The sequence below is a fragment of the Natronoarchaeum sp. GCM10025703 genome, assembly GCF_042661985.1.
Classification (GTDB): domain Archaea; phylum Halobacteriota; class Halobacteria; order Halobacteriales; family Natronoarchaeaceae; genus Natranaeroarchaeum.
The window spans coordinates 542,845-568,434 of record NZ_JBHSZF010000001.1 but is presented as its reverse complement, the minus strand read 5'-3'; the positions used below and the strand labels follow the sequence as shown (position 1 = coordinate 568,434).

General features: G+C 62.4%; 11 protein-coding genes, 2 tRNA genes, 3 rRNA genes and 7 pseudogenes. 6 read left to right on the top strand and 17 right to left on the bottom strand.

Going from position 1 to position 25,590, the window contains the following annotated elements; translation table 11 throughout:
* Positions 1 to 69: 69 nt before the first annotated feature.
* Positions 70 to 438, top strand: a complete 369-nt coding sequence (locus ACFQH2_RS03105; RefSeq protein ID WP_377056708.1) for a TRAM domain-containing protein — start codon at positions 70 to 72, stop codon at positions 436 to 438.
* Positions 439 to 525: 87 nt separating this feature from the next.
* Complete coding sequence (gene sufU, locus ACFQH2_RS03100; protein WP_377056706.1) at positions 526 to 948, top strand: Fe-S cluster assembly sulfur transfer protein SufU; 423 nt, start codon at positions 526 to 528, stop codon at positions 946 to 948.
* Positions 949 to 984: 36 nt separating this feature from the next.
* Here sufU and ACFQH2_RS03095 read toward each other — a convergent pair whose 3' ends face one another.
* From ACFQH2_RS03095 to ACFQH2_RS03050, 10 genes and pseudogenes are all read right to left on the bottom strand, one after another.
* Positions 985 to 1,392 (bottom strand): universal stress protein, encoded by a 408-nt coding sequence (locus ACFQH2_RS03095; RefSeq protein ID WP_377056704.1) that lies wholly within the window; start codon positions 1,390 to 1,392, stop codon positions 985 to 987.
* A 51-nt stretch (positions 1,393 to 1,443) separates the two neighbouring features.
* Positions 1,444 to 2,536: pseudogene (locus ACFQH2_RS03090) on the bottom strand (aminopeptidase).
* 45 nt (positions 2,537 to 2,581) lie between these two features.
* Positions 2,582 to 4,152: pseudogene (locus tag ACFQH2_RS03085) on the bottom strand (MATE family efflux transporter).
* Positions 4,153 to 4,347: 195 nt separating this feature from the next.
* Positions 4,348 to 4,680 (bottom strand): BsuPI-related putative proteinase inhibitor, encoded by a 333-nt coding sequence (locus ACFQH2_RS03080; RefSeq protein ID WP_377056698.1) that lies wholly within the window; start codon positions 4,678 to 4,680, stop codon positions 4,348 to 4,350.
* 181 nt (positions 4,681 to 4,861) lie between these two features.
* Positions 4,862 to 4,937, bottom strand: a tRNA-Cys gene (locus ACFQH2_RS03075).
* Positions 4,938 to 5,092: 155 nt separating this feature from the next.
* Positions 5,093 to 5,214: ribosomal RNA gene (rrf, locus tag ACFQH2_RS03070) — 5S ribosomal RNA — on the bottom strand.
* A gap of 158 nt (positions 5,215 to 5,372) precedes the next feature.
* Positions 5,373 to 8,290 (bottom strand): 23S ribosomal RNA (locus ACFQH2_RS03065).
* Between the two features lie 255 nt (positions 8,291 to 8,545).
* Positions 8,546 to 8,618, bottom strand: a tRNA-Ala gene (locus ACFQH2_RS03060).
* Between the two features lie 144 nt (positions 8,619 to 8,762).
* Positions 8,763 to 10,233: ribosomal RNA gene (locus tag ACFQH2_RS03055) — 16S ribosomal RNA — on the bottom strand.
* Together the 16S, 23S and 5S rRNA genes with 2 tRNA genes alongside form the textbook arrangement of a ribosomal RNA operon.
* A gap of 792 nt (positions 10,234 to 11,025) precedes the next feature.
* Positions 11,026 to 11,334, bottom strand: coding sequence for a non-histone chromosomal MC1 family protein (locus ACFQH2_RS03050; RefSeq protein WP_377056696.1), 309 nt, complete (start codon positions 11,332 to 11,334; stop codon positions 11,026 to 11,028).
* Between the two features lie 258 nt (positions 11,335 to 11,592).
* On the opposite strand from ACFQH2_RS03050, the gene ACFQH2_RS03045 reads away from it, so the two are divergent.
* Together ACFQH2_RS03045 and ACFQH2_RS03040 are read left to right on the top strand one after the other, a co-directional pair.
* Positions 11,593 to 11,790 carry a hypothetical protein gene (locus ACFQH2_RS03045; RefSeq protein ID WP_377056694.1) on the top strand — a complete coding sequence of 66 codons (198 nt, stop codon included), beginning with the start codon at positions 11,593 to 11,595 and terminating at the stop codon, positions 11,788 to 11,790.
* A 64-nt stretch (positions 11,791 to 11,854) separates the two neighbouring features.
* The gene (locus tag ACFQH2_RS03040; protein ID WP_377056692.1) at positions 11,855 to 12,910 is read left to right on the top strand and encodes a quinone-dependent dihydroorotate dehydrogenase; all 1,056 of its coding nucleotides are present in this window, start codon (positions 11,855 to 11,857) and stop codon (positions 12,908 to 12,910) included.
* Positions 12,911 to 13,031: 121 nt separating this feature from the next.
* On the opposite strand, the pseudogene pheT reads toward ACFQH2_RS03040, so the two are convergent.
* Together pheT and ACFQH2_RS03030 are read right to left on the bottom strand one after the other, a co-directional pair.
* Positions 13,032 to 14,806 (bottom strand): annotated as a pseudogene (pheT, locus tag ACFQH2_RS03035) (phenylalanine--tRNA ligase subunit beta).
* Positions 14,806 to 16,316, bottom strand: a pseudogene (locus ACFQH2_RS03030) (phenylalanine--tRNA ligase subunit alpha). The pseudogenes pheT and ACFQH2_RS03030 overlap by 1 nt, the downstream one beginning before the upstream one ends.
* A 430-nt stretch (positions 16,317 to 16,746) precedes the next feature.
* Between ACFQH2_RS03030 and ACFQH2_RS03025 the strand changes: the two are divergent.
* Positions 16,747 to 17,835, top strand: a complete 1,089-nt coding sequence (locus ACFQH2_RS03025) for a P-loop NTPase (protein ID WP_377056686.1) — start codon at positions 16,747 to 16,749, stop codon at positions 17,833 to 17,835.
* A gap of 35 nt (positions 17,836 to 17,870) precedes the next feature.
* Here ACFQH2_RS03025 and ACFQH2_RS03020 read toward each other — a convergent pair whose 3' ends face one another.
* The 4 genes and pseudogenes from ACFQH2_RS03020 to ACFQH2_RS03005 all read right to left on the bottom strand — a co-directional run bounded on the left by ACFQH2_RS03020 (position 17,871) and on the right by ACFQH2_RS03005 (position 22,447).
* Positions 17,871 to 18,785: a hypothetical protein gene (locus tag ACFQH2_RS03020; protein WP_377056684.1), complete on the bottom strand. Its 915-nt coding sequence runs from the start codon at positions 18,783 to 18,785 to the stop codon at positions 17,871 to 17,873.
* Positions 18,786 to 18,851: 66 nt separating this feature from the next.
* A pseudogene (locus ACFQH2_RS03015) lies at positions 18,852 to 20,494 on the bottom strand (tryptophan--tRNA ligase).
* A 60-nt stretch (positions 20,495 to 20,554) separates the two neighbouring features.
* Positions 20,555 to 21,603 (bottom strand): annotated as a pseudogene (gene endA / locus ACFQH2_RS03010) (tRNA-intron lyase).
* 70 nt (positions 21,604 to 21,673) lie between these two features.
* Positions 21,674 to 22,447: a topoisomerase DNA-binding C4 zinc finger domain-containing protein gene (locus ACFQH2_RS03005; RefSeq protein WP_377056678.1), complete on the bottom strand. Its 774-nt coding sequence runs from the start codon at positions 22,445 to 22,447 to the stop codon at positions 21,674 to 21,676.
* A gap of 106 nt (positions 22,448 to 22,553) precedes the next feature.
* Here ACFQH2_RS03005 and ACFQH2_RS03000 point away from each other — a divergent pair, with 106 nt between their 5' ends.
* Positions 22,554 to 23,225, top strand: coding sequence for an HAD family hydrolase (locus ACFQH2_RS03000; protein WP_377076441.1), 672 nt, complete (start codon positions 22,554 to 22,556; stop codon positions 23,223 to 23,225).
* 6 nt (positions 23,226 to 23,231) lie between these two features.
* Here ACFQH2_RS03000 and ACFQH2_RS02995 read toward each other — a convergent pair.
* Positions 23,232 to 25,587: pseudogene (locus tag ACFQH2_RS02995) on the bottom strand (DEAD/DEAH box helicase).
* Positions 25,588 to 25,590 lie beyond the last annotated feature (3 nt).

Genomic DNA, 25,590 nt, shown 5'->3' with positions numbered 1-25,590 from the left:
CCCCTGCTCTGGCACGACCGACTGGTCAGTAACGGGGGTTTTTCAGGGATGAGCGACCACAGGGTGACGATGAACGTTCCACCGGAGATGACGCCACTGTTCGGAACAGTGCTCGTCGTCGCCGTCATCGGAGTCGCAGTCGTGCTCTGGTGGCGCTCGCGACGTGCATCCGACAGTTCGGCCTCGAAGCGCGCCCACCAGAAGGCACAGAGCCGTGACGCGCCGGTCGAGAAAGGCGAGATTATCGAGGCTGGGGTCGAAGAGCTGACCGAACACCATAGCGGGGAGACCGATGCCGTCGTCAAGGTCGAGGGGTTCGTGATCTTCGTCAAGGACGTTCCCAAGGAGGTCCAACCGGCGGAGATGCTCCGCGTGCGCGTGCTCTCGTTCAATCGGAAGGGCACCTCGGCAAGCGGGAAACTCCTCGAACGACTCTGAAACGGCGATCTATCGCAATCGACCGCTAGCGATCCGGTGGCGGCGTCGGAATCCTTTTGCCGCAGACGCACCTATCTATTTTCAACAATGGGAATGGGATCAGATATGTATCGCCAGCAGATCCTCGATCATTACAAGAACCCGAGAAACTACGGGGAGATCGAGGAGCCGACCTACACGCACGTCGGCGAGAACCCGATGTGTGGCGACGAGATCCGGGTCGACGTCAAACTGGCCGAGGACGACGAGACGATCGAGGGCGTCGCCTTCCAGGGTGACGGTTGTGCGATCAGCCAGGCGAGCGCAAGCATGCTCTCGACGAAGCTACCCGGCAAATCTATCGAGGACTTGATGGAGATGGATCGAGACGATATCGTCGACATGCTTGGCGTCGACATCAGTCCGATGCGAATCAAGTGTGCCGTCCTCGCCGAGAAGGTTGCACAGGACGGATACAAGATTCATACTGGAGAGAAGGATCTCGACCGGACGTCGACCGAAGACGACTGAGCCGCTGTTTTCTACCGCACAGTAAGCACGTTTTAGCTATCGAACGACGTTGACTGGCACGTCCGAGCGGCGGACGACGGTCTCGGCGACGCTTCCGAGTAGCAACCGCTTCACGCCGGACAGGCCTTTGCTCCCCATCACGGCCTGGTCGATGTCGTGTTCCCGAGTGTACGAGAGGATCACGTGTGCCGGCCGACCCTCCCGGAACTGGACGTCGAACTCCGTCGCTTCGGGGTCCACCCGGTCGAACCGGTCGCGGGCCTCTCGGGCAATCTGCTCGCTTTGCTTGATCTGTTCCCCATTCTCTGTCACGTAATCGCCCTCCAGCGGATGGATCACGTACAGCACCGTAATCGAATCCCCTTCGTGGTGTTCGAGCGCGTGCTCCAGAGCCTTCCAGGCGGTGTCCGAACCGTCGACCGGAACGAGGATCTCTCTCCCCATGACAGTATGCACGGGCGGGATTCGCTTAGTGTTTGAGTAGGTCCGGTCTCGCTACTCGAAGCCCTCTTCCCACCGGAACCGGCCGTTTCGCTGGACTGTTTCCCCATCGATTTCCAGCCGGGAATCCTCGCTGACGTCCGTGATCAGGTCGACGTGAACGGCGCTGTCGTTTCCAGCCACGCCGTCGGGCATGTTGGCGTCGTAGGCCCGACCGAGCGCGAGGTGGACGGTGTCGCCCATCTTCTCGTCGAACAGGATGTTGTCGGTGAAGCGATCGATCCCGCGGTTCATGCCGATCCCCAGTTCGCCCAGGCGGCGCGCGCCCGCGTCGGTATCGAGGACATCACCGATCACGTCGGCGTTCTGGCCGGCGTCGTACTCGATAACCTCGCCGTCCTCGAACGTCAGCGAGACGTCCCGGACCCGCTTGCCGTGGATGGTCATCGGGACGTCGAACTCGACGTGGCCGGTCGTGCCGTAGGGGGCGGTGAAGACCTCGCCGCTCGGGAGGTTGTGCGAGTCGTAGGCGACTGTGGCACAGCTATTGACCGCCGTTCGCTCGTCTATCGACATCGTCAGGTCGGTGTTCGCGGAGACAAGTCGGACCTCGCTTCCCTCGTCGAGCAGGTCCTTCATCCGATCCATCTCGTCGGCGAGGGAGTCCCAGTCCCGCAGAACGGCGTCGTAGACGAACTCCTGGTACTCCTCGTAGGCCATGCCTGCCTGCTGGGCAAGCGATCGGGTAGGGTGGACGGTCGAGACCCAGTCGGTATCCATCCGGGCCTCGCGCACTCCCTCCCTCGCTTTCGCGTGGGCCTGCCGGCGCTCCGCGGGGACGTCCGCCGTTGCCGACGTGTTGTGGCCACCCCCAGCGAGAGATAGGCGTCCGCGTTCTCGTAGAGCGCGAGTTCGTGAGCCGGGTCCGCGTCGAACTCGTCGTCGTGGGCGCTGAGATACGCTCTGGCGATTTCGCCGGACGACCGCGTCGTGACGAGGTTCGCCCCCGTTCACCGAGTAACTCCGCCGTCGCCACTGCGAGTTCGTGGGCACCCGGACTGACTGCGAGGACGACGTCGTCGCCCGCCTCGATCCGCGCGCTCCAGTCGACCAGTACCTCGGCGTGTCGTTTGATCCGATCGTCCATATCTCCCGAAAACGGCGGCGGCTACAAATACGTCGGGGAACCGACCTAGTCGTCCTGATCGGCAGGCGCAGTCGTGTCCGACGCCTCGACCGCCGGTTCGTCGATATACTTTTCCTTCCAGGTCCCACGCAGGAACCATCCTACCGCGACTATCGCCCCGAGCACGTTCCCGACCGCCATCCCGATCCAGATACCCGTCTCGCCCATATCGAAGGCGAACACGAGCAGATAGACCGTCCCCACGCGGCCGACCCACAGCGTGATGATCGAGATGACCATCGCCACCTTCGTGTTCCCGGCCCCACGGAACGCGCCGAGCATCACCTGCGAGACGCCGATGAAGGCGAACTCGACCGAGCGGATCTGAACGTAGTCGACGCCGAGCGCGATGGTCTCCGGTGCGTCGGGGACGTCACCGAGGAAGATACTCACGATCGGTTCGGTGAACGTGACCGCGATTACCGCGACGACGAGCATGACGCCCGCACCGGTCGTGGCAGCGAGCCACGCCGACCGCGCCGCTCGATCCGCCCGGTCCGCACCGAGGTTCTGCCCGACCATCGTGTCTATCGCTCGACCCAGCCCCATCGCGGGAAGGAAGACCAGCGAGATCAGTCGGTTCCCGAGTCCGTACGCGGCGACCACTGTCGGCGCGAACGTGACGACCATCGCGGTCAGACTGATCATCGCGAGCGCGCTCGTGCTCTGCTCGATCATGCTGGGCGTACCCAGCCGAACGATATCTTCGATAATATCGAGGTCCGGGCGGAGATGGCTCAGGCGAACGGCGGGTCCGACCGACGTACCGAAGAGGATACCGAGTCCCAGCCCCGTCCCCGCCCCGCGGGCGATAATCGTCGCGGCCGCTGCGCCCTCGATACCCCAACCAGTGAACCCAGTGCTAGCGAGCAGCGACGCTTCGACCCCCTGCAGTCCGGTCCACAGCATGAGCGGGTTGTTCTGAAAGCCGAAGATCAGGAACGGATCGAGGAGGACGTTCGCGACCACCGAGACCACCATCACCAGCATCGGCGTTCGCGTGTCGCCATACCCGCGCATGAGCGCCGAAAAGACGAAAAACCCGAACAGCAGCGGCATCCCGAGGAAGAAGACCTCCATGTAATCCGCGGCCAGCGGAATGACGTTTGCCGCGGTATCCGGATCACTCGGTAGGAGTTCGAGCGCCGGGCGCGTGTAAAAGTAGCCGACGATACCGATAACGACCGAGAGCAGACTGACGAACGAGACGGTCTGGCCCGTGACTAGCCCTGCCGACCGGTCACCCTTCGCACCGATATACTGGGCGACAAGGATCGCACCCGCGGTCGTAAAGCCGCCCGCGACGGCGATCAGCAGAAAGATCAGCGGAAACGCGAGGCTGATCGCACCGACAGCATCCGCAGAGAGTCGGCCGAGATAGAGCGTGTCAGCGACGTTGTAGGTCACCTGCAACAGTTGGATGACAACTATCGGCCACGCGAGATGAAAGAGCGGCCGGATCAGGCTTCCTCGGTGATCGATTCTTTCGGCTCGTCGCCGGAATCGTCCTGTTCGGCCGTCGTATCGTTCGGGTCCGCTGGAGGGCGGTCCGAGTCGCGGGGCTGATCAGTCACTATCTTTGAAAAGGGAGCATGGGCAGTTCAGTATTTTGATGTGACTCTCGCACACGTTGTCAGCGACCCACCGAGATGTCCGAGAGATATCTCGTGCGGTCTGTTTTCTATCCGTCGGCCCGAAACGCGAGTAGTTTGTCAGTCACCCAGGGGAACGACGATTCGTCCGGAAAACCCCCGGGAGATGCCGACAAAGTGTCATATCGTCATCTCGACTCGTGTCTCGGCATCTCTGTCGGCTTCAAGGGTCGCGACTGCGACGTAGTCCCCCGATTGGGGATCGGACCAGGTGTATTCGTGTTCGAGAGTCTCACCGGGAGACAAGGTCACGCGCTCGAGCGCCTGAGTGAACATCTTGTCGTCGCTCCACCGCCAGACGGCCACGTCAGTGTCGGTATCGTGGACGGTAACGTCGGCGTGCTGTCCAGTTCGGAACGTCAACTCGACAGCCTCAGTGCCCCTGTTGGTCACGGCAAACCGAATCGTGATGTCCTCGTCGACAGTCACGTCCAGAGTCGGGTCCAGTGACATCCGTGGGAACGCTTCAGTCGTCTACACCGTCTGGGTTTCGCTCGTCTCGTTACCGGCGGCGTCGAGTTCGGTGACCGCACCGTTCAGCGTCGCAGTGCTCGAACCGATTGGCGGTCGGTCGTCCCAGAGGTCGAATCGTCATTTGATCTTGCCGCTCGCAACGTTGCTCGCAACAAAAGAAAGCCAAGGGCCGGATTTGAACCGGCGATGGGCGGCTCTGCAGGCCGCTGCGTTAGGCCGAACTCTGCCACCTTGGCGCAAGAAAACGTAGACGGGACTCCCGCTTAAGCCCTGCGTTTCGACAGTGGGAGTCGGGTCGGCATCGGCCACGCGTCCGCGCTGACCGGCACTGCCGCTCTCCTTCTGAATGAAATAACCCCCGCGCCCGAATGGGCGCGGAGGGTCTATGAATAGCAGGCGGCGATCCGGTGTTTCCAGAGGGTCTCCCACTCCAGTACTTGCCGGAACGCTGGCAGGCTTATCTTCCGTGTTCGGGATGGGTACGGGAGTTGCCCTGCCGCTCTGGCCGCCTTAACGCCAACTCGTGGACTCGAACCACAATAATGGACACCTGTCCGTTGGTCAGTTGACCACCATATTCGTGTACGTGCGATCCAGTTTACGCCTGGACCAGGTCAGCAGAGCGAGTCGCTCTACGTTGTGGACCAGTGCAGATGATACACTCGGATATGAGTGAATGGCTTGGCATGTTAGTGCTCGCGGGCTCAACGTCTCGTTGCCTCGACGCGGACACCCCAAGTCTATCGAACTCGTCTTCTACGAGTTGCCTCAAGAGTACTTCGTATCCAGGTGGGTTTCGAGCTTAGATGCGTTCAGCTCTTACCCCGTGGTGCGTAGCTGCCCGGCACGTGCCCTTGCGGACAACCGGTACACCAGTGGCACCCAAGCGCAGTTCCTCTCGTACTATACGCTTGTTCCTGTCAAGTACTCAAACACCCCCAATAGATAGCAGCCGACCTGTCTCACGACGGTCTAAACCCAGCTCACGACCTCCTTTAATAGGCGAACAACCTCACCCTTGCCCGCTTCTGCACGGGCAGGATGGAGGGAACCGACATCGAGGTAGCAAGCCACCCGGTCGATATGTGCTCTTGCGGGTGACGACTCTGTTATCCCTGGGTAGCTTTTCTGTCATCAATCTGGCCCATTGAGGGCCATGATTGGTTCGCTGACCCCGCTTTCGCGTCAGCGTCCTTCGTTAGGCAGGACACTGTCAGACTATCTTGTGCTCTTGCACTCTGCGCCGGATTTCTGACCCGGCTGAGATAATCATGGGGCGCGCTCGATCTTCTCTCAAGCGCGTACCGCCCCAGTCAAACTGCCCGGCTACCGGTGTCCTCCGCCAGGAGTGAGAGTCACAGTCACTAGTGGGTAGTATTTCAAGATTGCCTCGGTGGCCCGCAGCGCGGGTACCTGTGTAGCGGCTCCTACCTATTCTGCACACTAGCGACCGTGTCTCAGCGACAGCCTGCAGTAAAGCTCCATAGGGTCTTCGCTTCCCCTTGGGGGCTCCAGACTCCGCACTGGAATGTACAGTTCACCGGGCCCAACGTTGGGACAGTGACGCTCTCGTTCATCCATTCGTGCAAGCCGCTACTGAAGCGGCAAGGTACTACGCTACCTTAAGAGGGTCATAGTTACCCCCGCCGTTAACGGGTCCTTCGTCCCATTGTACTGGGTGTTCAGATACCCGCACTGGGCAGGATTCAGTGACTGTACGAGTCCTTGCGGATTTGCAGTCACCTGTGTTGTTACTAGACAGTCGGAGCGTCCGAGATACTGCGACCTGCTCCATAAAGAGCAGGCATCCCTTCTTGCGAACGTACGGGACTAACTTGCCGAATTCCCTAACGTCGGTTGCTCCCGACAGGCCTTGGCTTTCGCCGCCATGGATACCTGTGTCGGTTCTCGGTACGGACACCGTACTCAGATTTTCACGGGTTCCAGGTTGACCCAGCTTGCGGTATCTCGCCGTTCGTCCGCTTCGTGCCATTACGGCTTCCACGGAGTTGGACGGTTACACTGGGCGCGAGCCCAGCCTGGGCGACCCCGAAACGTCTCCTTTGAATGTACGGTGGCGCAGAAATATTAATCTGCTACCCTGTTTCGATCTCCTCGAATTGCGAGAGATCTTAGGACCGGCTAACCCTCGGCTGATCAGCATTGCCGAGGAACCCTTATCCATTTGGCCGTCGGGGGTCTAACCCGACTATCGCTGCTACTATGGCCAGAATTGTCGTCACCAGTCGGTCCACACGAGTTCTCACCCGTGCTTCCACCCAACTGGAGCGCCAACCTACTCGATCACTCTGTGAAGAGTGCGGCCAGGTCTCGGTAGTGGATTTGAGCCCCGATCATTTTGGGCGCCCCGAACCTCGGCCGGTAAGCTATTACGCTTTTCTTAGAGGGTAGCTGCTTCTAAGCTCACCTCCCGGCTGTCTGGGGCTCGGGACCACCTTCGGTTGCACTTAATCCACATTTTGGGACCTTAACCCGGCGCTGGGTTGTCTCCCTTACGGTACGCAGGCTTACCCCGCGCACCGGAATCCACGCGTCAACAGCGTTCGTAAGTTCGGAGTTTGACAGATGAGCCGACTCCTCTCGGAGGCGGGGTCATCAATCGGTAGCTCTACCTCACGAACGACCTCGGCGTAGGTCATGCTTCGACATGTTTCGGTTGGAACCAGCTGTTGCCGGACTCGATGGGCCTTTCACCCCTATACGTGAGTCACGAGAGGGTATTGTAGGACACCAACTCTAACAGGCCTCCACATGGCTTTCGCCATGCTTCACCTTGCTCACGCATAGATCGTCCGGATTCGGGTCGTGTCCGAATGACTCCCCGCACTTGAATACGGCGGCCCTGGGGCAAAGCCCTGCGGCCATGTCGGTTTCCCTATGCCTTCCCGGATGCACCGGTTAGACTCGTCATTCAGACACACTCTCTGGCTCGTTTTTCAAAACGCACGACGCGACATCGGCTTCCATTGGGTCCTACTGTGGGGTCGCCCCCAGGTCGTTTTCCAATGGACCTTGTATGCCCCGTCGCTCAGTGGCTGACTGAGTTCAAGCCCTATTGCACCTCCCGTTGTGGGGTGCTTTTCAGCGTTCGCTCACGCTACTTGTTCGCTATCGGTCTCGAGGAGTGTTTAGTCTTCTCAGTCGATGCCTGAGATATTCACGAGGGATATCCAACCCCCGCTACTCTGGAACTGACGCACACTCTACTGCTCGATCGTACGGGGTTGTCACCCTGTTTCACGCTCCGTTCCAGGAGACTTCTGATCGAGGTTCAAGTGCTGCAAGTCAGCCCGAACACCACATTGCCCGTGAAGGCTTCGGTTTGGACTGTGTCGCGTTCACTCGCGGTTACTAACGATATCGCGGATTGCTTTCTATTCCTGCCGATACTGAGATGTTTCAGTTCTCGGCGTTCCCCATTGCGCAAAGCAATTGCGGTGAGGATTCCTATTTGGAGATCCCGAGTTCTTCGCCTCCGTGCGGCTCCCTCGGGCTTTTCGCAGCTTGGCACGTCCGTCGTCGGCTCTCGAGCCGAGCTATTCACCAGCCAGCGTCGTAGCCACGTCTGTCGTCTAATCGTCTAAATCGTGTGTCGTCTGTGTTGGACCACTGCGGTTGAGCAGACTCGCAAGTCTGCCGAACTGGTCCAGTGGACGTCTGGATCGCACGTACACATGGTCTCGTCACACCCGGGGTGGTCTAGCCGAGTGTTCAACCCTTCCCATCCGCGCTTACACGGGATGGTGCATCAGTTTCGCTTCGTACTCCAACCGAGCGCCGTTTCCCACTTAAGGGCAACGGTTCGCGATTCGAGCACGAGTCATGGACCCACAGGGATTCTGAACCCTGGGCATCCTCCTTGCAAAGGAGGCACTCTACCGCTGAGCTATGGGCCCACTCCGGGCAGAGCCCGGAGAGGCGTGTATAGTGTTAGCTTTGATAGTTCGTTAGCGCCCGGACGCGTCGTGGTGGCGTCGGCCGGCGTGCGGACAGTGCATGAGTATATAGGTGGGTCGGGGCGTCGCCCCGATCCCGGTCAGTGGAGGTGATCCAGCCGCAGATTCCCCTACGGCTACCTTGTTACGACTTAAGCCCCCTTGCGGAGCCCAGATTCGACCGAGGAACTCGGCCTCATCCGGACCCCACTCGGGTGCTTTGACGGGCGGTGTGTGCAAGGAGCAGGGACGTATTCACCGCCACCTTCTGAGTGGCGATTACTACCGAATCCAGCTTCATGAGGGCGAGTTTCAGCCCTCAATCCGAACTACGACCGAGTTTCGGAGATTAGCGCCCCCTCTCGGGGTTGCATCCCACTGTCTCGGCCATTGTAGCCCGCGTGTCGCCCAGCACATTCGGGGCATACTGACCTACCGTTGCCCGTTCCTTCCTCCGTGTTAGCCACGGCAGTCTCCCTAATGTACCCACCTGGCGCGAGCCAGTGCTGGCAATTAAGGATGCGGGTCTCGCTCGTTGCCTGACTTAACAGGACGCCTCACGGTACGAGCTGACGGCGGCCATGCACCTCCTCTCAACAGGTCTGATAAGCTCATCACACTGATCGTCACTCCTGTTGTCGATGCTGGTGAGATGTCCGGCGTTGAGTCCAATTAAACCGCAGGCTCCTCCGGTTGTAGTGCTCCCCCGCCAATTCCTTTAAGTTTCATCCTTGCGGACGTACTTCCCAGGCGGTCCGTTTATCGTCTTCACTGCGGCACAGCACAGGCTCGTAGCCTGTGCCACACCTAACGGACATCGTTTACGGCCAAGACTACCCGGGTATCTAATCCGGTTCGTGACCTTGGCTTTCGTCCCTCACCGTCGGATCTGTCTTCTCGAGGCGCTTTCGCCACCGGTGGTCCGACCAGGATTATAGGATTTCACTCCTACCCCGGTCGTACCCCTCGAGCCATCCAGTCCCAAGCCAGGCAGGTTTCGCCGGCCGCCTACGTGTTGGGCACGTAGATTTCCCGACGAACTTACCTGGCAGGCTACGGACGCTTTAGGCCCAATAACAGCGGCCATCACTTGAGCTGCCGGTATTACCGCGGCGGCTGGCACCGGTCTTGCCCAGCTCTTGTTCCACCACCTCCCTACGGTGGTGAAAAGCGAGGACTATATGCCCTCGCACTGGGGATCCCCTTATCGCACTGGCGTGCAGTGTAAAGGTTTCGCGCCTGCTGCGCCCCGTAGGGCCCGGTATCTTGTCTCAGATACCGTCTCCGGGCTCTTGCTCTCACAACCCGTACCGATTACTGGCACGGTGGGCCGTTACCCCACCGTCAACCTAATCGGCCGCAGCCACAGCCTCTGGCGCCGGAGCGTTTCCAGTTCCGTGCAGTTCCAGCAGCGGAACGGTATCAGGCATTAGCCTCAGTTTCCCGAGAGTATTCCTGTCCAGAGGGTAGTTTGGCCACGTGTTACTGAGCTTTCCGCCACGAGTCTGAACTCGTGCGACTAGCATGGCTAAATCGGATCCCCATAGCAATGGCCTCCGGCAGGATCAACCGGAATGTGCCCCCTGGTGGGGGCGGTTAGGCGGGATGCCATCCCAGAGGGATGGCGTCACCTTATGTTCCCCGTCAGGGAACATGATCGCGTTTGTAACATTGCATGAGTCCGTAATCCGGCGACGACCAGGCACGAGCGCCCGGATGTCGCCGAACTACCAAAGCTAACATCAGATTCCATCGTGTACGGCGGACCGCAGGGGTGGAATCCTCATCTCTTTCGGACCAAATATTACCTCGAGAAAGCCCTTAAGGCCTTCTGAAGCGCGTCTTTCGGTCCAGGCGACTGAGGCCCGAGTTGAACGGGCCGTCGGTCGCATCGTGTCGTTCGCATTCAATCCGAGTACCCTTATACACTTAAGGGCGTCGGATTCCGACTCCGTCGAGGATGTCGACGGAACCGCCGTGCGCAATACGACAGTAGTCCACTTTCACACTTAAGGGCATCGTTTTGCCACGAGCGTGTGAGCGGTGGAGCGTACCTGCCTCCGAGTCAGGTCGTGACCAGAGGGACACCGAGCGACTCGGTGGGAGTCGACTGCGTCACGTCGCTTGCATACTGTCGGAAGCCGGTGGTAAACTTAAGGCCGTCGAACGAATCCGCCATCGGAAGAGCGTACCATGGCAACGGGATGACTCGGTACAGCAGGTCACGGTACGAGCTGTGTTCAGGTCGTAAGGTGGCCGCACAGATGCGATACGGTAACAGAAGTGAAAGGTGGTTACAGAGAGCGTCGAAGGTGCTCGGCTACCGAACTGGCCGAGCACGACAAAAAAGCCATTCCTGGCGGACGATTTATTCGTCGAGGTGCTCGATGCCCTGTTTCGAGACGTTCGCCTCGGTGATCTCTTCGGGCATCCAGTCCGGCTTGTCGTCCGGCGCCTTCTCGTGCCAGGCCCAGCCTTCATAGATATGGACCTTGTCGGTACCTTTCTCCCGAAGTCGGAGTTCCGTCATCTCGGCCTCGTCTTCCGACGGTGCTGGTTCGAGACGCCGGGCGGCTTTCAGGGCAGCCTGTCGGGGAGTGTTACCCGAAAACACGCTCGGTTCCTCGCCTTCCTGTTCGCGCAGTGCAAAGTTTCGCTTACCGTCTTCACGTACCATGGTTTGTTGCCTCCATGAGAACCGAGCACATGACTCAATATAAATATATCCCCGAGGGGACGCCGATTCAGTGCTTAGTATATAATTCTAACCCATTTGTTCTCGCATGAGAGTGTGAAAACGTACGACGAAAGGGTGGTACAGTCGATATGTAGCCCCGAAAGGATGTCACGCGCACGGCTACCGTCCCCGAAATAGTTGCGTCCGTAGAAAACACTTAAGTATGTCGTGTGGCGAACTTCGTCATAGAATACCTCGATGGTACGGAAAAAGAAGCTCAGTCCCAGTGGTGCGAAGGGCGAAGACGGAGAATACCACAACGTCCACATCAACCTACACGAAGACGAGCTGGCGGTGGCTGGGATGGAGATCGGCGACGACGTCTTTGTACGTGTTCGGGAGGGCAAGATCATCATTCAGAAAGCGGACCAGGACGAAGTAGAGCACGACTTCTAACCCCCGTACCGTCGATATCGTGTCTTCGGGAACTTTATAGCCAAACGGCCCAGGGTGACACACGATGGACGTTTACAGTCTCGCAAAGCCGATATTTTTCAAACTCCCACCGGAAACCGCTCACAATCTCGTCCACACTGGCCTCAAGATCGCACAGAACACGCCAGTCGAACGAGCGGTTGCAAACAGATATGCAGTCGAAAGCGACCGTCTCACAGTCGACCTGTGGGATCTCGAGTTCCCGACACCGGTCGGTGTGGCTGCTGGCTTCGACAAGAACGCGGAAGTCCCGTCGATGCTGAGCGCGCTCGGGTTTGGTCACGTGGAGATCGGAGGTGTCACCGCCGAGAAACAGCCCGGGAACCCGCGTCCGCGGATGTTCCGTCTCCCGGAGGACGAAGCGCTCATCAACCGGATGGGCTTTAATAACGACGGCGCAGACGAGATCGGCGAGCAGATGCGCCGACTCGAACTCCCCGACGTGCCAATCGGTGTGAACATCGGCAAGTCGAAGTCCACGCCGCTCGAGGAGGCCGCAGACGACTACGCGTACACGTACGAGCGCGTGGCCGAACACGGCGACTACTTCGTGGTCAACGTCTCCAGCCCGAACACGCCCGGCCTCAGAGAGCTACAGAACCGGGAGCATCTGGAACGGATCCTCGGGCGACTCAAAGAACAGGGTGCGTATCCGCTACTCGTCAAACTCTCGCCGGATCTGCCCGAGAGTTCGATCGAAGACGCGCTCGCCGTCGTCGACGACCTCGATCTCGACGGCATCATCGCCATCAACACGACGACAGAGCGAGCGGAGACGCTAACGAATCCGAACGCCGCCGAAGAAGGCGGTCTCTCCGGGAAGCCGATCGAGCAGCGAGGAACACGGACGGTACAGTTCGTCGCCGAACGGACCGACGTACCGGTGATCGGCGTGGGCGGCATCTCCAGTGCGGAAGGAGCCTACGAGAAGATCCGGGCCGGAGCGAGCGTCGTCCAACTGTACACCGGGCTAGTCTACGAGGGCCCCGGGATCGCACGCAAAATCAACGAGGGGCTGCTGGACCTGCTCGATCGGGACGGCTTCGATTCGGTCGAGGACGCCGTCGGCGTGGATCTATAGCGCATCGGCTACAGGTTTTTCTACCAGACCGAGCCCAGAGCGACGCGTGTACTGGCCGATGCCGTGGCGTGGTTCGAACTGTGCACCGCGACACGCCACGGGCGAAAGCGGTGCCTGTTCGCTACTGTAGCGCGTCCAGTCGGAACTCGAACGCCGAAACCGGCAGTTCGAGTTCGTGTTCGACCAGCACCCCGGGATGGACTTCGCCGACGATACCGACCGGTTCACCGTCGATGACGACCTCGGCAGTCCGGCCGTCGATAAAGCTCGGGTGCGTCGTCGCCGGCGTCTCCAGTTCGACGCCGAAGTTCCGTGCTGCGCCTGGAGACGGCCCTTGGCGTCCTCGTAGGTGGCATCGTGTCGGGCGAGTACGCCAGCGACCGCACGGTGTTCGGCAACGTTCGTGTTCTCCGATTGGTCCACCTGCGCGGCGAGACCGATCTCGACGAGGTCCTGTGGATACCGCCGGTGTGTGTTCCCTTCGAGCACCATCATCAGCGAGGGGAGCACCCACGTCCGAAGCATGGTGTAGTCCTCGCTGTAGGGGTTCTTGATCGTGGTCGGCGTCCCCGCGCCGACGGCATCGGCATCCGGCGAGAGGCTCATCCGATCGAAGTTCTCGGCCTCGTTGATCATGTAGAAGTTCAGCATGTCCTCGAAGCCGAGTCCGACGAGTTGGGTTCGGACGGCATCTTCCAGTCGGGAGCGTTCGTGTCGCCCACCGACAGTGCTCACGTCGGGGTACCGCGGTTCGAGGTCGTTGAATCCATACGCCCGGCCGAGGTCGTCGACGAGATCCAGGGGATGGAGGATATCGACGCGATACGGCGGAATCGTCGCCTCGTAGATCAGGTTGCCCTCGTCGTCCTCAGCCGTCACGGCATCGAGGCCGGATCGCTCGAAGAGGTCGATCACTTCGTCGGGGTCGAAGTCGACGCCGAGCAGCGTCTCGATCCGCTCGTGTGAGACAGCCTTCTCCGATAGCTCGAAGTCGGGGCGCACGAGACTTCGTTGCGCCTCGTGCTCGTCAGCCGCGGTCTGATGGGTGGAGAGTTCGCGGTCGGAGTACTCCACCATGACGTCCTCGATGGTCGCGGCGCGGGCGTCGAGCGCGTAGCAGATGATCGCACACATTCGGTCAATCGTCCACTGGTCGGTGCCCGTCAGTTCGACGAACAGATTGCGCGAGTCGGTCGTCACCTCGGTACGGCGACCGTTGATCACTGGCGGGAACGAGAACAGGCCGATGTCGTCGTAGATCGCCGGATAGCGGTCGTACTCGCTAACGAGGTCGGCGTACGTCTCCCCCGTCGAGTGTTCTTCGAGCACTTCTCCGGGAGTGAGTTCCCGGTCGGAGTCGAGCGGGACGAACCGGTCGCCATCCGGTTCGACGCTCGTGTAGCGGATGCTGTTGGTCGTACGCTCGTCCCCGGCGGTCGGGTCGAGCGACGTGCCTTTCAGCATCGTAAGATCGTGGATGCCGATGGCACCCTTCGCACGCTTGCGGCCCATCGTAGCGTGGAGCTTTTCCTGCAACTGGATAAGCGAATCCAGCGCAGCCTCGTCCAGCGAGACGCCGCGGATCACCGCACCGGTGACGTAGGGGCGGTCCTCCGGGGCGTCTTCGACCTCGATGACCCAGTCAGCGTCGTTCGTGTTAGGGACGTGAACGCCACGGTCGTCGCCGTACTGGTAGCGGAGCGACCGGGCGATCCCCTCGACGGAGAGCCGATCCAGTCGGTCCGGCGCGAACTCCAGTTCGAAGTCGCCGTTCTCGGTCGAGCCCTCGTACTCGAGGCCGAGCGAGAACAGGTCGTCTTTGAGTTCCTCGTCGGATTTCTCCTCGTGGTCGGTCAGTTCGCGCAGTTCGTCCGGGTCGACGTCGACTGTTGGCATCAGTACATCACCTCGGTATCGCGTAGCAGTTCGAGATCACACAGCGTCCCGTGGACATCACGGATGTCCTCGAAGCCGTAGATCAGCATGAGCAGGCGTTCGAGGGCGAGCCCCCACGCCATCACGTCGCAGTCGACGCCCAGCGGTTCGAGCATCTCCTCGCGGAAGATGCCGCTGTTGCCGATCTCGATCAGTTCGCCCGTCTCGGGGTGGGTCCCGAAGAGCTCGAAACTCGGTTCGGTGTAGGGGTTGTAGTGCGGTTTGAACTCGATATCGGTGATCCCGAACTGGGCGTAGAACTCCTCGAAGGTGCCCATGAGGTCACGCACCGAGAGGTCCTCGGCCATCACCCAGCCCTCGATCTGGAAGAACTCCAGCAGATGCGTCGGATCGAGCGTGTCGTTACGGTAGACCTTCTCGACGCTGAAGTACCGCTGGGGCGGTTCGAGTTCGCCGACCTGCTCGCCGGAGAGATACCGAGTCGAGAGTGACGTGGTGTGCCCGCGCAGCGCGAGCGCACGCGCGAAGTCCTCGTCCCACGGTGAGTGGTAGCCGTCGCCGTGCTCGCCGACGCCTTCGCGGTGGGCGCGCTCGACGCGCTCGACGAGGTCGGCCGGAAGGTCGTCGATCTCCTGGGGGTTGTCCATTGCAAAGCGGTCCCAGTGGGTTCTCGCCGGGTGGTCCTGGGGCATGAACAGACAGTCGTTGATCCAGAAATCCGCGTCGACGTGGGGGCCCTCCATCTCCTGAAAGCCCATGCCGACGAGGACGTCCTTGACGCGATTGGCCGTCTGGCGAAGGATGTGCTCTTTCCCGCCGCCGTACTCGGGGGCGTCCGCTTCGACGTTGTATTCCGTGAACTCGACCTCGCTCCACTCGCCGCTGGTGAGCATCTCGGGGGTGAGCTGGTCGACGGTTTCGGCCACCTCGACGCCCTCCATCAGCGCGGTGATGCCGTCGTCGGTGAGTCGCACCGACCGGACCGTCCGCTCCGAGCGATCGACGAGCCCACGGTGAGCAGCTGGTCGAGCGTCTCCTCGTCGGCCGGGGCCGGATCGCCGGACGCCAGCGCCTCGAGCGCCGCCGCCTCCGCATCGGTATCGGGATCGGCGTCGGGATCGGCCGTGATCTCGCCGCTGTCGATGGTGCCGTAGCCTTTCCGGGCGTAGTTCGAGAGCGCGATATCGACGGCCGCTCCGTCGAGGCCGGACGCACCGATACCCTGGCCCATGGAGACGGCATCCTCGTCCGCACCGAGCTCTGTGGCCGCCTCGTAGAGGCGGACCTCGGGAAGCCCCTCCTCGAGATACTGCCGCCCTTCGTCGGTGAGTTCGACGCTCTCCTCGACCGTCTCCTCGATCGAGACGAGCCCATCGGATTCGAGATTGAACGCCGCGCCGGTGACGGTCTCGGGCTTTTCCTCTGTCAGCGTCGCTATCTGGTCGATCGTCTGTGCCTCGTCCGCGCTCGCGGCTTCGAGGACCGCGACCTGTGATGCTGGGAGTTTCATGGATTCATGTATGTCACACTGCGTGGTCGTCAGTTACCGGTTCCGGTTTAGCGGTCGGTTTCGTCGACGCGTCGGGCGAGAAGCCGTCTGCGTGAGTCCACCGATCGATCAGACCGAAAAGAAAAACCCGAGACCCTGACTGGCTGGTGGTCGGATCGCCGCACCACTGGCACGAGTAGCGGGTTCGGGTGCCATACGAACCCATAGTGAGGAGTCAGAAAAAACCTTGCGAGTCACGGTCATGATAGAAACCAACACGGGATAGATCGTTCTCGTGAAATGAAAACCGACTGGGAGCATATACAGTTACACCACCAAGCTACGATCGAACAGGGCGAATACGAACGGTACCGAGCCCGAAACAGCAATCGGCTATGAGCAGAGCAAATGCGGCCCGGCTTCCAGCGGGAACAACTACGACGAACCATCCATGACATCCGAACGCGAACTCCTCGATCAACTCAGCACAGTGACCGACCCACAGTTGGACGACGATGTCGTCTCGCTCGGGCTGGTAAACGACGTCGCTGTCGAAGACGGGACGGGTCACGTCTCGCTCGCGCTGAACACACCCTACGCACCGGGCGAGATGGAACTCGGTGATCGAATCCGAACGGCCGTCTCGGACCTCGGCTTGGAGCCGGAGCTACACGCCGGCGTAGACGAGGAACTGGGCTTCGACACCGAGGTGTACCCCAACGTCAAGAACGTCATCGCCGTCGCGAGCGGCAAGGGCGGCGTGGGCAAGACGACTGTCGCGACGAACCTCGCCGCCGGGTTGAGCGACCTCGGCGCGAACGTCGGCATCCTCGACGCGGATATCCACGGGCCGAACGTCCCGCGCATCCTCAACGTCGAGGACGAACCGGCGCTGACCGACGATCAGCGTCTCGTCCCGCCGACTTCGGACGGGATCAGCGTCATGAGCATGCGCTTTCTCACCGAGAACGAGGACGACCCCGCAGTCCTCCGGGGACCGATGGTCAACAACATACTGGTGCAGTTCATCGAGGACGTCGAGTGGGGACTGCTCGATTATCTCGTCGTCGACCTCCCGCCGGGGACCGGTGACGCCTCGCTGAACCTGCTCCAGAGCGTCCCGGTGGCTGGCGCGGTGATCGTCACGACGCCCCAACAGATGGCCGTCGACGACGCCCGCAAGGGACTGGAACTGTTCGAGCAACACGACGCCGAGGTGCTCGGCATCGTCGAGAACATGAGCGGGTTCCAGTGCCCGAACTGCGGGGACGTCCACGAGGTGTTCGGCCAGGACGGCGCGGACGGCATCGTCGAGGACTACGGCGTCGAACTCTTGGGTCGGCTTCCGGTCCACCCGGAACTCGGCGCGGAAGGAACGGGGCGACCGGCAGTGACCGACGAGGACAGCGAGGTGGCCGAGCCACTCTCCGAACTGGTTGAAACCATCGCTGACCGGGTTGGAGAGAGCAACCGTCGAACCGTCGGCGAGCACAGAGACGACGATAGCGGACCGGCCGGGTGGCTCGAAGAGGACGCCTGACGCCGCGTCGCCGTCGGAACAGGACGAACTGACGATTATTCCGCTGCGCCCTCTATCCTCCGTGCGTCGACTTCCAGATAGCGCGTCTCACAGTCGGTACAGGCGACCGCGACCACCTCCCAGGACCGACAACAGGACTCGACCGTCTCGTTACCCATCCGGATCTCGCCATCGCAGAGCGGACAGACGGGCAGGAACGACCGGAGCGCTTTCAGAATCGGGAGGCGCTGGTGCGGGTCGAGGGCCGTCCACCGCCCGTGCTCTGCGAGGAGCAGTTCGTTCGCAGCGGCGTCCGCGAGCAGCGCCCCCGTCGAGATCCAGCGCTGGCGGCCGATACCCGCTGCCTGGATCGCCACGGAGTCCTCGCCCTCGTTGCTCTCGATACCCTCGGCGTCGGCGTCGAACAGCGGCGCGAGGAACGCCGGGTCGGTGATCTCGTCGCGATGCTGTGCAGTCGCGTCGAGCCACGAGCGCTCGAACTCCTCGGTCAGACAGAGATCATCGACCGCTTCGCAGGGTTCGACCACGCCGAGATCTGCGAGCAGTTGCTCGGGGACGAAGTCCGGATCGGTCGCGCCCGTCTCGCTAGCTGGGGCATCGGTAGTACTGTCCCCGTCGTCGTCCGACGCGGTGGCTCCGGTAGTCGCCCCGTCCTCGGATGCCGGGACGAAGCCTCCAGTCGAGTCGGATTCGGGCGCTTTGTCGAACAGCGCCAGCACGCGATCCGGAAGATACCGCTTCGTCAGCGCGGGCGTCCCGGGGACGAGATAGCCCCGGAAATATATCGCGAGGAGGGAGAGGCCGAAGACGGCGACACCCAGAAGCGGGACGAGCCAACCGACCGCGACCGAAAGCACGGCCGCGATACAGACGTTGACGACTGTACAGGGCGTACACCGGTTTTCGCCGGTGTACTCGGACTGTTTGAGCGTGTCGACGCGAGTGGACATAGCTACGGCTTCTTCGAGCCAGGTAAAAAATTTCACGGCGGTCAGGCAAAAAGGATTCGCGAGGGTCTACTGTCGTTTCCGGTCGCTATCGAGGTCGATATCGAGGTCGTCGAGTTTCGCTTCCCACTCGTCGCGTTTCTCCTGGTGCTCTTCGAGGAACTCCGACATGAGTTCGGCGGCCTGCTCCTTGCAGCCACCACAGAGCCGTTCGCCGCCGACACACTCGTCGTAGACGTCCTTTGCGAACTCGTCGTCCTCGTCCGCGAGCAGGTAGGCGTACAGTTCGTAGACGGGACATTCGTCGGCTTTCCCGCCGAGTTCGCGCTGTTTCTCTGCCGTTTCGCGGCCGCCCGTAGTTGCCGATTTGACCTTGTCGTAGCCGTCCTCGGGGTCGTCGAGCAGCGAGATGTGCGACGCGGGAATCGACGAGGACATCTTTCCGCCGGTCAACCCCGTCATGAACCGGTGGTAGATCGAGGACGGCGGGCGGAAGCCGTAGCCGCCGTGATCGAGTTCGGCCTGCCGAGCGAGTTCGTCGGCAGCCTCGCGGGAGAGCTCGAAGGTGTCGATGTGGTTCTCGTAGACGCGCTTCTCGCCCTCGATCCGCTCGATCAGTGCCTCGAAGGCGTCCTCGGTGGCGTTCCGGTCGAGTAGCCGGACGCGGGGTCGAACCGGCTCCTTGCCCGCGGCGTCGAGCTTTTCGACGACGGACTGGCGGGCCTCTTCGGGCGCGGGTTCGTGCTCGCGCAGCCAGTCGGCGACGTCCTCACAGCGGACGGTGTCGCGCTCTCCGTCCGTGCGGGCCGCCGCGCCGTCAGGGCCTCGTATGCCGCTGCGATCAGACGACGCTCGGTCTCGTTCGCCTCGAAACTGGCGTACGCCTCCGTGACGCCGAAAAAGCGGGTTCGAGCGGCCAGATCCCGGGCCAGACGCATGTGTGGGTCCTGATCGGGGCCGACCGGGATCACCGTCGGCTTGGGCTGGTCGGCGACCTGCGGGTAGAGGATGTCGGCCATCTGCGTGACGACGCTTTGCATGTGCGAGACGTCGGTTTCGCCGTCGAAGCCGTAGATCGAACCGAGTTCGGAGTAGTTCGCCTCGATACCCAGTTCGAAGGCCAGATCCTGCACCTCACGGTTGTCGGACTGCCGGTAGAGCGTTCCTGCCTCGGGGTCGAAGCCGAGCGCGAGCAGCGAGAGGATGTAGTCCCGCGAGTGCTCGTCGATCTCGTCCCAGGAGAGGCCGCGTGCGCTGTGGGCTTCGAGGTCGGCGATCAGCCCGTAGGCATCGCCGCCCTGCTGTTGATGCCAGATGATCTCGTCGAAGACGAGTTTGTGACCGATGTGGGGATCACCCGTCGGCATGAACCCGGAGAGGACGGCGAACGCATCGTCCTCTCGCATCGCTTCCGCGACGGGTTCGTAGTCCCGATGGCCGAAGATGACGCCGCGGCGCATCAGGTAGTGGGGGTTCGGCACCGAGTCCAGTAGCTCCTCGAACTCGGCGATGCCGAACTCCTCGAACAGTTTGCGGTAGTCCGCGACCGACGAGGAGCCCCAGGGGTCGAGTGCGACCTCGTCGGCCCCCGCGGCGCTGTCGGTAGCGCCTGAACCGTCGGTTCGGACCGACGAGTGCCAGTCCTCCCCGTCCGAGGCGTGTCGTTCGGACGGCGATGCGCTGGCGTCACGGGAGTCTGTATCTCGGGTCATCCGTGCGACTATCCGAGGTTGGTACGGGCGGGCGCATAAACCGTTCGTTTCGGGACCCCGTCAGGGCGTGATGCGCCCGACTGCGAGCCAGTCGATGCCCTCGCCGTCGGGCAGCGCGAACAACATCTCCTTGCGGACGCCGTGGGCCAGCCGAATATCTGCGAGAGGTCTCGCGGCGCGAACTCGTGGTTCGACGGCAGTACCCGGACGAGACGTTCGGAGTGACTGAGCTCTTCGACCGATTCCACGTCGGCGTAGGTCCGGAAATCCGCGCCGAACTTGAAGCCGGTCTTGGGAACGATTCCCTGCTCCCGGAGCGCGGAGTAGGCAGTGAGCCGCCGGTCGAACCGCTCGCCCTCCACGGCACGGCCGCGTTCGACGACAGCCTCGTAGCCGCCGGGAACGTCGATTGCAGCCGCGTCGGCGAGCTGTGCCGCCTCGACGAGGGACAACTGGAGTCCGTGGATCCCGTCGGCGTTTCGCTCGGCGAGAGGCTGGCCATAAAAGCCACTATCGTGGAGTTGTTCGGGCGGCTCCCAGCAGATAGCCCGGTCAGCGAAGAGGACCGCCGGCACCCCGTCGGGGAGGTCGACCGTCGTCGAGCCAGTGAGATCGGGTCGTCCCGTCTCGAAGTAGGTAATCTCGCTCTCCTCGTCGACGATGGCGAGCGTGCAGTCACCGAGCGACGCGGCGGGCTGGCGCTGGCGCTCGCCGACGACGCGGATCCGGTAGGCGACCCGGCCGTCTTCCGGGCCCTTGCCCCGCGGGTAGACGACGAAATCAACGGTTTCGATGTCGGCCGAGTTCGGCGTCCACCGCTCGCGGGCCGGAGAGAGATAGAATCCGCGTGCGCGCAGGTCGGCGTAGACGAGGAATCGCAGGCCGAACTGATCGCTGCCGGTGCCGGTGAGGAACTCGCGGAAGCCGAGGCGTCGGTCGCCGTCGACGACCGCATCCAGATCGCCCCGGAAGAGGAGATGCGCGGCCTCGACGGGGGCGACCGCGATATCGTTCCCGCCGGTCGGATAGCCGTAGCCGCGAGCGTCGTAGAACTGCTGTCGTGCGTTGCCCGAAAGGTGGACGACGCCGTCGCGGAGTGTGCCTTCCATTGGTAAACGTTCGCCCGTGGGCGGGCAAAGGTGCTACGGTCGGTCCTCAGCCGCACGCCCTCGTCGACGGTTACGTGTCTGCCTGCGCGACGCGCTCGCAGGTCGCGTCCAGACACCGCCGCCCGGTCGCGGTCTCGAACAGCGGTAACCCACACTCACAGGAGCCGATCACGGTCCCCGCGGGAATGGAAAAGCCCGTCTCGCAGTCGGGGTAGGAGTTACAGCCAGCGATAAGCCCGCCGCGGCGGAGGACGCGAAGGTCGTCCCCACACTCCGGACAGTCCCAGGCGCGGTCGAACTCCTCGCGGACCGCGCTGTCGAGGGACTCGCACTCGCGGTCCATACAGAGGTCGAAGGGGACCCCGCGCTCGACGCGAAGCCGGGGGAGACCGCACTCACACTGCTCCGACCGGATCGACGCGCCGGCCGGCAGACCGTAGCGCTCGCCACAGCCAAGACAGGAGACGGCCCCGCTCGCGCGGACGAGCGAGCGCCCGCAGTCGGGGCAGGTGCCGACCGGTACGCCCGCTTCGGTCGCCGGATAGCTGGCGTAGCCGTCCTCGCGGTGGCCGACGACGCGGAGCGTCTCGTCGCCGGACTGGGCCGTCACCGAGAAGCCGCGGTCGCGGGCGCAGGTCACCGAATCGGCGCGGGTGAGCCACGCGACTGGCTGGTAGCCGTCGGCGTCGTGAACGAGGACGGTGTTGTCGGGTTTGACGACGACGGTGACGTGACCGCGGTGTTCCTCGCGGCCCTCGCTGTCGTAGATGGCGGTACACTCGCCGGCGAAGACGCGGATCGAGTGGTCGGTCTCGTGCAGGACTGGATCGGCTGTGTCGGACATGGACCGCTCTGGGCCCGGATTCGTACTTGAACCTGTGGACGGTACCGGTGCAACCCACAGTACGATGACGGGAGCTATATCCGGGCGAGTCGTCTATGCACCGTACATGAAGGCCGTGTTGTTCGATATGGACGGCGTACTGGTCGACTCCGAGGAGTACTGGGTCGAACTCGAGGAGGAACGGGTGCTCCCCGAGGCGGTCGGCGAGGGCGTCGTCGAGGACGAGGAGATAACGGGCATGAACTACCGGGAGATCTACGATTATCTGGAAGAGAACTACGCTGACCAGCTACAGGTCGACCGTGAGACCCTCGAATCCCACTACGAGGCCGCCGCCGAGGAGCTATACGGCGAGCGGGTCGCCCTACTTTCCGGGTTCGAGGAACTCGCAGAAGAACTCCAGAAGCGAGAGGTCGACCTCGCCGTCGTCTCCTCCTCGCCACACGACTGGATCGACATCGTGCTCGACCGGTTCGGCATCCGGGACCACTTCGATGGCGTCGTCAGCGGCAACGCCGTCGACGGCCGCAGCAAACCCGAACCGCTTGTCTACGAGGAAGGGGCCGCCGCGCTCGACGTCGATCCGGCGGACTGTGTCGCCGTTGAGGACTCCGAAAACGGGATCGAGTCGGCAAACCGCGCAGGAATGACGAGTATCGCCTACCGGACCGATATCAACCCCGGCATGGACTTTTCCGGGGCGGACGTCGTAGCCGAAGGCCCCGAAGACCTGCGAGAGACCGTGCTGGCAGTCGTCAACGGCGGAACGGTGCAGTAGCAGAGCCTACTCGACGTCGACGGTCCGGGAGTCCCGCACCGGCAACAGGGGCAACTCCGGGAAACAGACCTCAATGGCGTACTCCAGCGGCGATTCGTCGCCCCCAAAGACGCCGACCGGGACGGCGAGTTCGTCGCTCAGGTAGGTCTCGTCGGCGGTCATCTCGACGCCGTTAACCGTGACACGGACGCCGACCGCGGCGTTACCGGCAACAGTTCGGATCGTGACTTCACACATCTCGTTTTCGCCGCGTGCGATCGATTCGGGAAACTCTCCCCACTCGATTTCGATGGTCGGCAGTTCGCCTGCCGACTCGATGACGCGCTCGGCAACGCCCTCCGAGAGTCCGGCGGCGACGAGTCCGTCGACGCCGGCGGCGATAACCTCGCCCGGCGTCGTGATCTCCTCGGAGGCGAGTTTGCTCGCTCGCCCCGAACCGATCCCGTCGATGGCGGTGAGTCCGACCGCCCCCTCGCTGACGCCGTTTTCGAGGCGCGCTTCGACGCGCTGGACGAGGTTGGCGGCCTGTGGCCCGGCAAAGCGCTCACAGAAGGCCCCGAGCGCGGAGATCAGGCGGACGGCGTTCTGGCGGATCACCCACGCGTCGCTCGTCAGATCGGCGGGCGTCGAGCCAGTCATCGAGGAGTGCAGGATGGCGAGTACTTTCCGCTGGCCCGCTTCGATGTCGTCGGAATAGCTCTTGCCGGACAGGACTGCGGAGATGGCGTCTCGCTCGGCCTGCCGGGCGGTGACGCTGTCGAACTCCTCGGCGGTCGCGACCGCTTCGAGCACCGCGTCGACATCTTGCTCGGCCGCCGTCGCCACCGTGTGGAACCGTCCGGCGGTATCCAGCCGCAGGTAGTACTTCGAGGCGAGCGTGCCCAGCGGCGTCGGATCGACGCCCAGTTCGTCGGTCTCGACGAAGCCAGCCTCGACCAGTTCCGAAAGCGTCTCGCGGACGCGCTCGCGCAGGCTCTCGAAGTCGTACTGTACCGGCGCGCTCTGTGCGCGCTGGTAGTAAAACGTCGTCTCCAGCCAGCCCATCACGTCGTCGAGGTCGTTGATCGTACCCATCGCTATCTCGGCGTTGAGGTGGGAGTCGAGGTCATCGGCAGCTGGGACTCGATCTCTTTGCCGTCCCGCAGAAGCTTGCGATACATGTCGGCGTCCGAACGGTCACAGACGATCCAGCCATACCCCACGTCGTCGTAGCCCGGTCGGCCCGCCCGCCCGAGCATCTGGAGGACGTCCAGGGGGCTCATATCGACTTCGCCCTCCAGCGGGTCGTGATACTTCGTGTCCCGGATCACGACACAGCGTGCGGGGAGGTTGACACCCCACGCGAGCGTCGACGTCGAGAAGAGGAGCTGAATCTGTCCCTGTCGGAACCACTCCTCGACCAGGTCCTTGTCGTTTTTCGAGAGTCCGGCGTGGTGGAAGCCGACGCCGTCGAGCGCCGACTTGCGCAGGGTATCGTTCTCCAGTTGCTGGGTCTCGTTGTGGTAGTCGTAATCGCCACGGGCACCCATATCGAGGTCGCGTTCGGCGATTTCGTCGCGTGCCTTCTTGGCCGCCTGGACGGTGTCCTGGCGCGAGGAGACGAAGACGAGGGCCTGCCCGCCGTCGTCGATGTGGGGTTCGGCGAGGTCCATCGCCCGGTAGAGCCGCCGGTACTTGTCGGCAAACGAGTTCTCTCCGTGCGTGTACGTTCGCACGTCCGCATGCAGGTCGACCGGCCGGTACTCGTCGTCGAACTCGAAGGTGGTCTCGGCGGGGGCGTCGAGCCACGCCGCCACGTCGTCGATGTTGGGCATCGTGGCCGAGAGCGCGACGACGCGAGGATCACAGAGCCGTCGAAGCCGTGAAATCGTTACTTCGAGGACGCTGCCGCGCCGATCCGAGTCGAGCAAGTGCACCTCGTCGATGACACAGACGTCCACGTCGGTGATGAAGTCGTAGCGGCGGCTATCGTGTTTGCGAGTCGCCGAGTCGGTCTTCTCGGGGGTCATCACCAAGATGTCGGCCCGGCGCGCCCGCCGGGGTTCAGATCCCGTTCGCCGGTGACGACGTACACCGAGTAGCCCAGATCCTCGAAGCGCTCCCAGTCCGCTTCCTTCTCGTTTGTCAGGGCACGAAGCGGGGCGACGAAGAGGGCAGTGCCGCCCTCGGCGAGCGTCTTGCAGATCGCGAGTTCGGCAAGCGCGGTCTTGCCGCTCGCGGTGGGTGCGCTGGCGACGACGTTCCCGTCCGTCCCGAGGAGTCCGGGCAGGGCCTCGCGTTGCATCTCGTTGAACGACTCGAACGCGAACGCGTCGGCGAAATCTGCAAGCTCGAAATCGGCGAGGACCTCGGCGAGTTCCATCAT

Bases quoted from the DNA above. Each gene is read 5' to 3' on its own strand.
- ACFQH2_RS03105 (WP_377056708.1), top strand. From the start codon at position 70: ATGAACGTTCCACCGGAGATGACGCCACTGTTCGGAACAGTGCTCGTC.
- sufU (WP_377056706.1), top strand. From the start codon at position 526: ATGGGAATGGGATCAGATATGTATCGCCAGCAGATCCTCGATCATTAC.
- ACFQH2_RS03095 (WP_377056704.1), bottom strand. From the start codon at position 1,392: ATGGGGAGAGAGATCCTCGTTCCGGTCGACGGTTCGGACACCGCCTGG.
- ACFQH2_RS03080 (WP_377056698.1), bottom strand. From the start codon at position 4,680: ATGTCACTGGACCCGACTCTGGACGTGACTGTCGACGAGGACATCACG.
- ACFQH2_RS03050 (WP_377056696.1), bottom strand. From the start codon at position 11,334: ATGGTACGTGAAGACGGTAAGCGAAACTTTGCACTGCGCGAACAGGAA.
- ACFQH2_RS03045 (WP_377056694.1), top strand. From the start codon at position 11,593: ATGGTACGGAAAAAGAAGCTCAGTCCCAGTGGTGCGAAGGGCGAAGAC.
- ACFQH2_RS03040 (WP_377056692.1), top strand. From the start codon at position 11,855: ATGGACGTTTACAGTCTCGCAAAGCCGATATTTTTCAAACTCCCACCG.
- ACFQH2_RS03025 (WP_377056686.1), top strand. From the start codon at position 16,747: ATGACATCCGAACGCGAACTCCTCGATCAACTCAGCACAGTGACCGAC.
- ACFQH2_RS03020 (WP_377056684.1), bottom strand. From the start codon at position 18,785: ATGTCCACTCGCGTCGACACGCTCAAACAGTCCGAGTACACCGGCGAA.
- ACFQH2_RS03005 (WP_377056678.1), bottom strand. From the start codon at position 22,447: ATGTCCGACACAGCCGATCCAGTCCTGCACGAGACCGACCACTCGATC.
- ACFQH2_RS03000 (WP_377076441.1), top strand. From the start codon at position 22,554: ATGAAGGCCGTGTTGTTCGATATGGACGGCGTACTGGTCGACTCCGAG.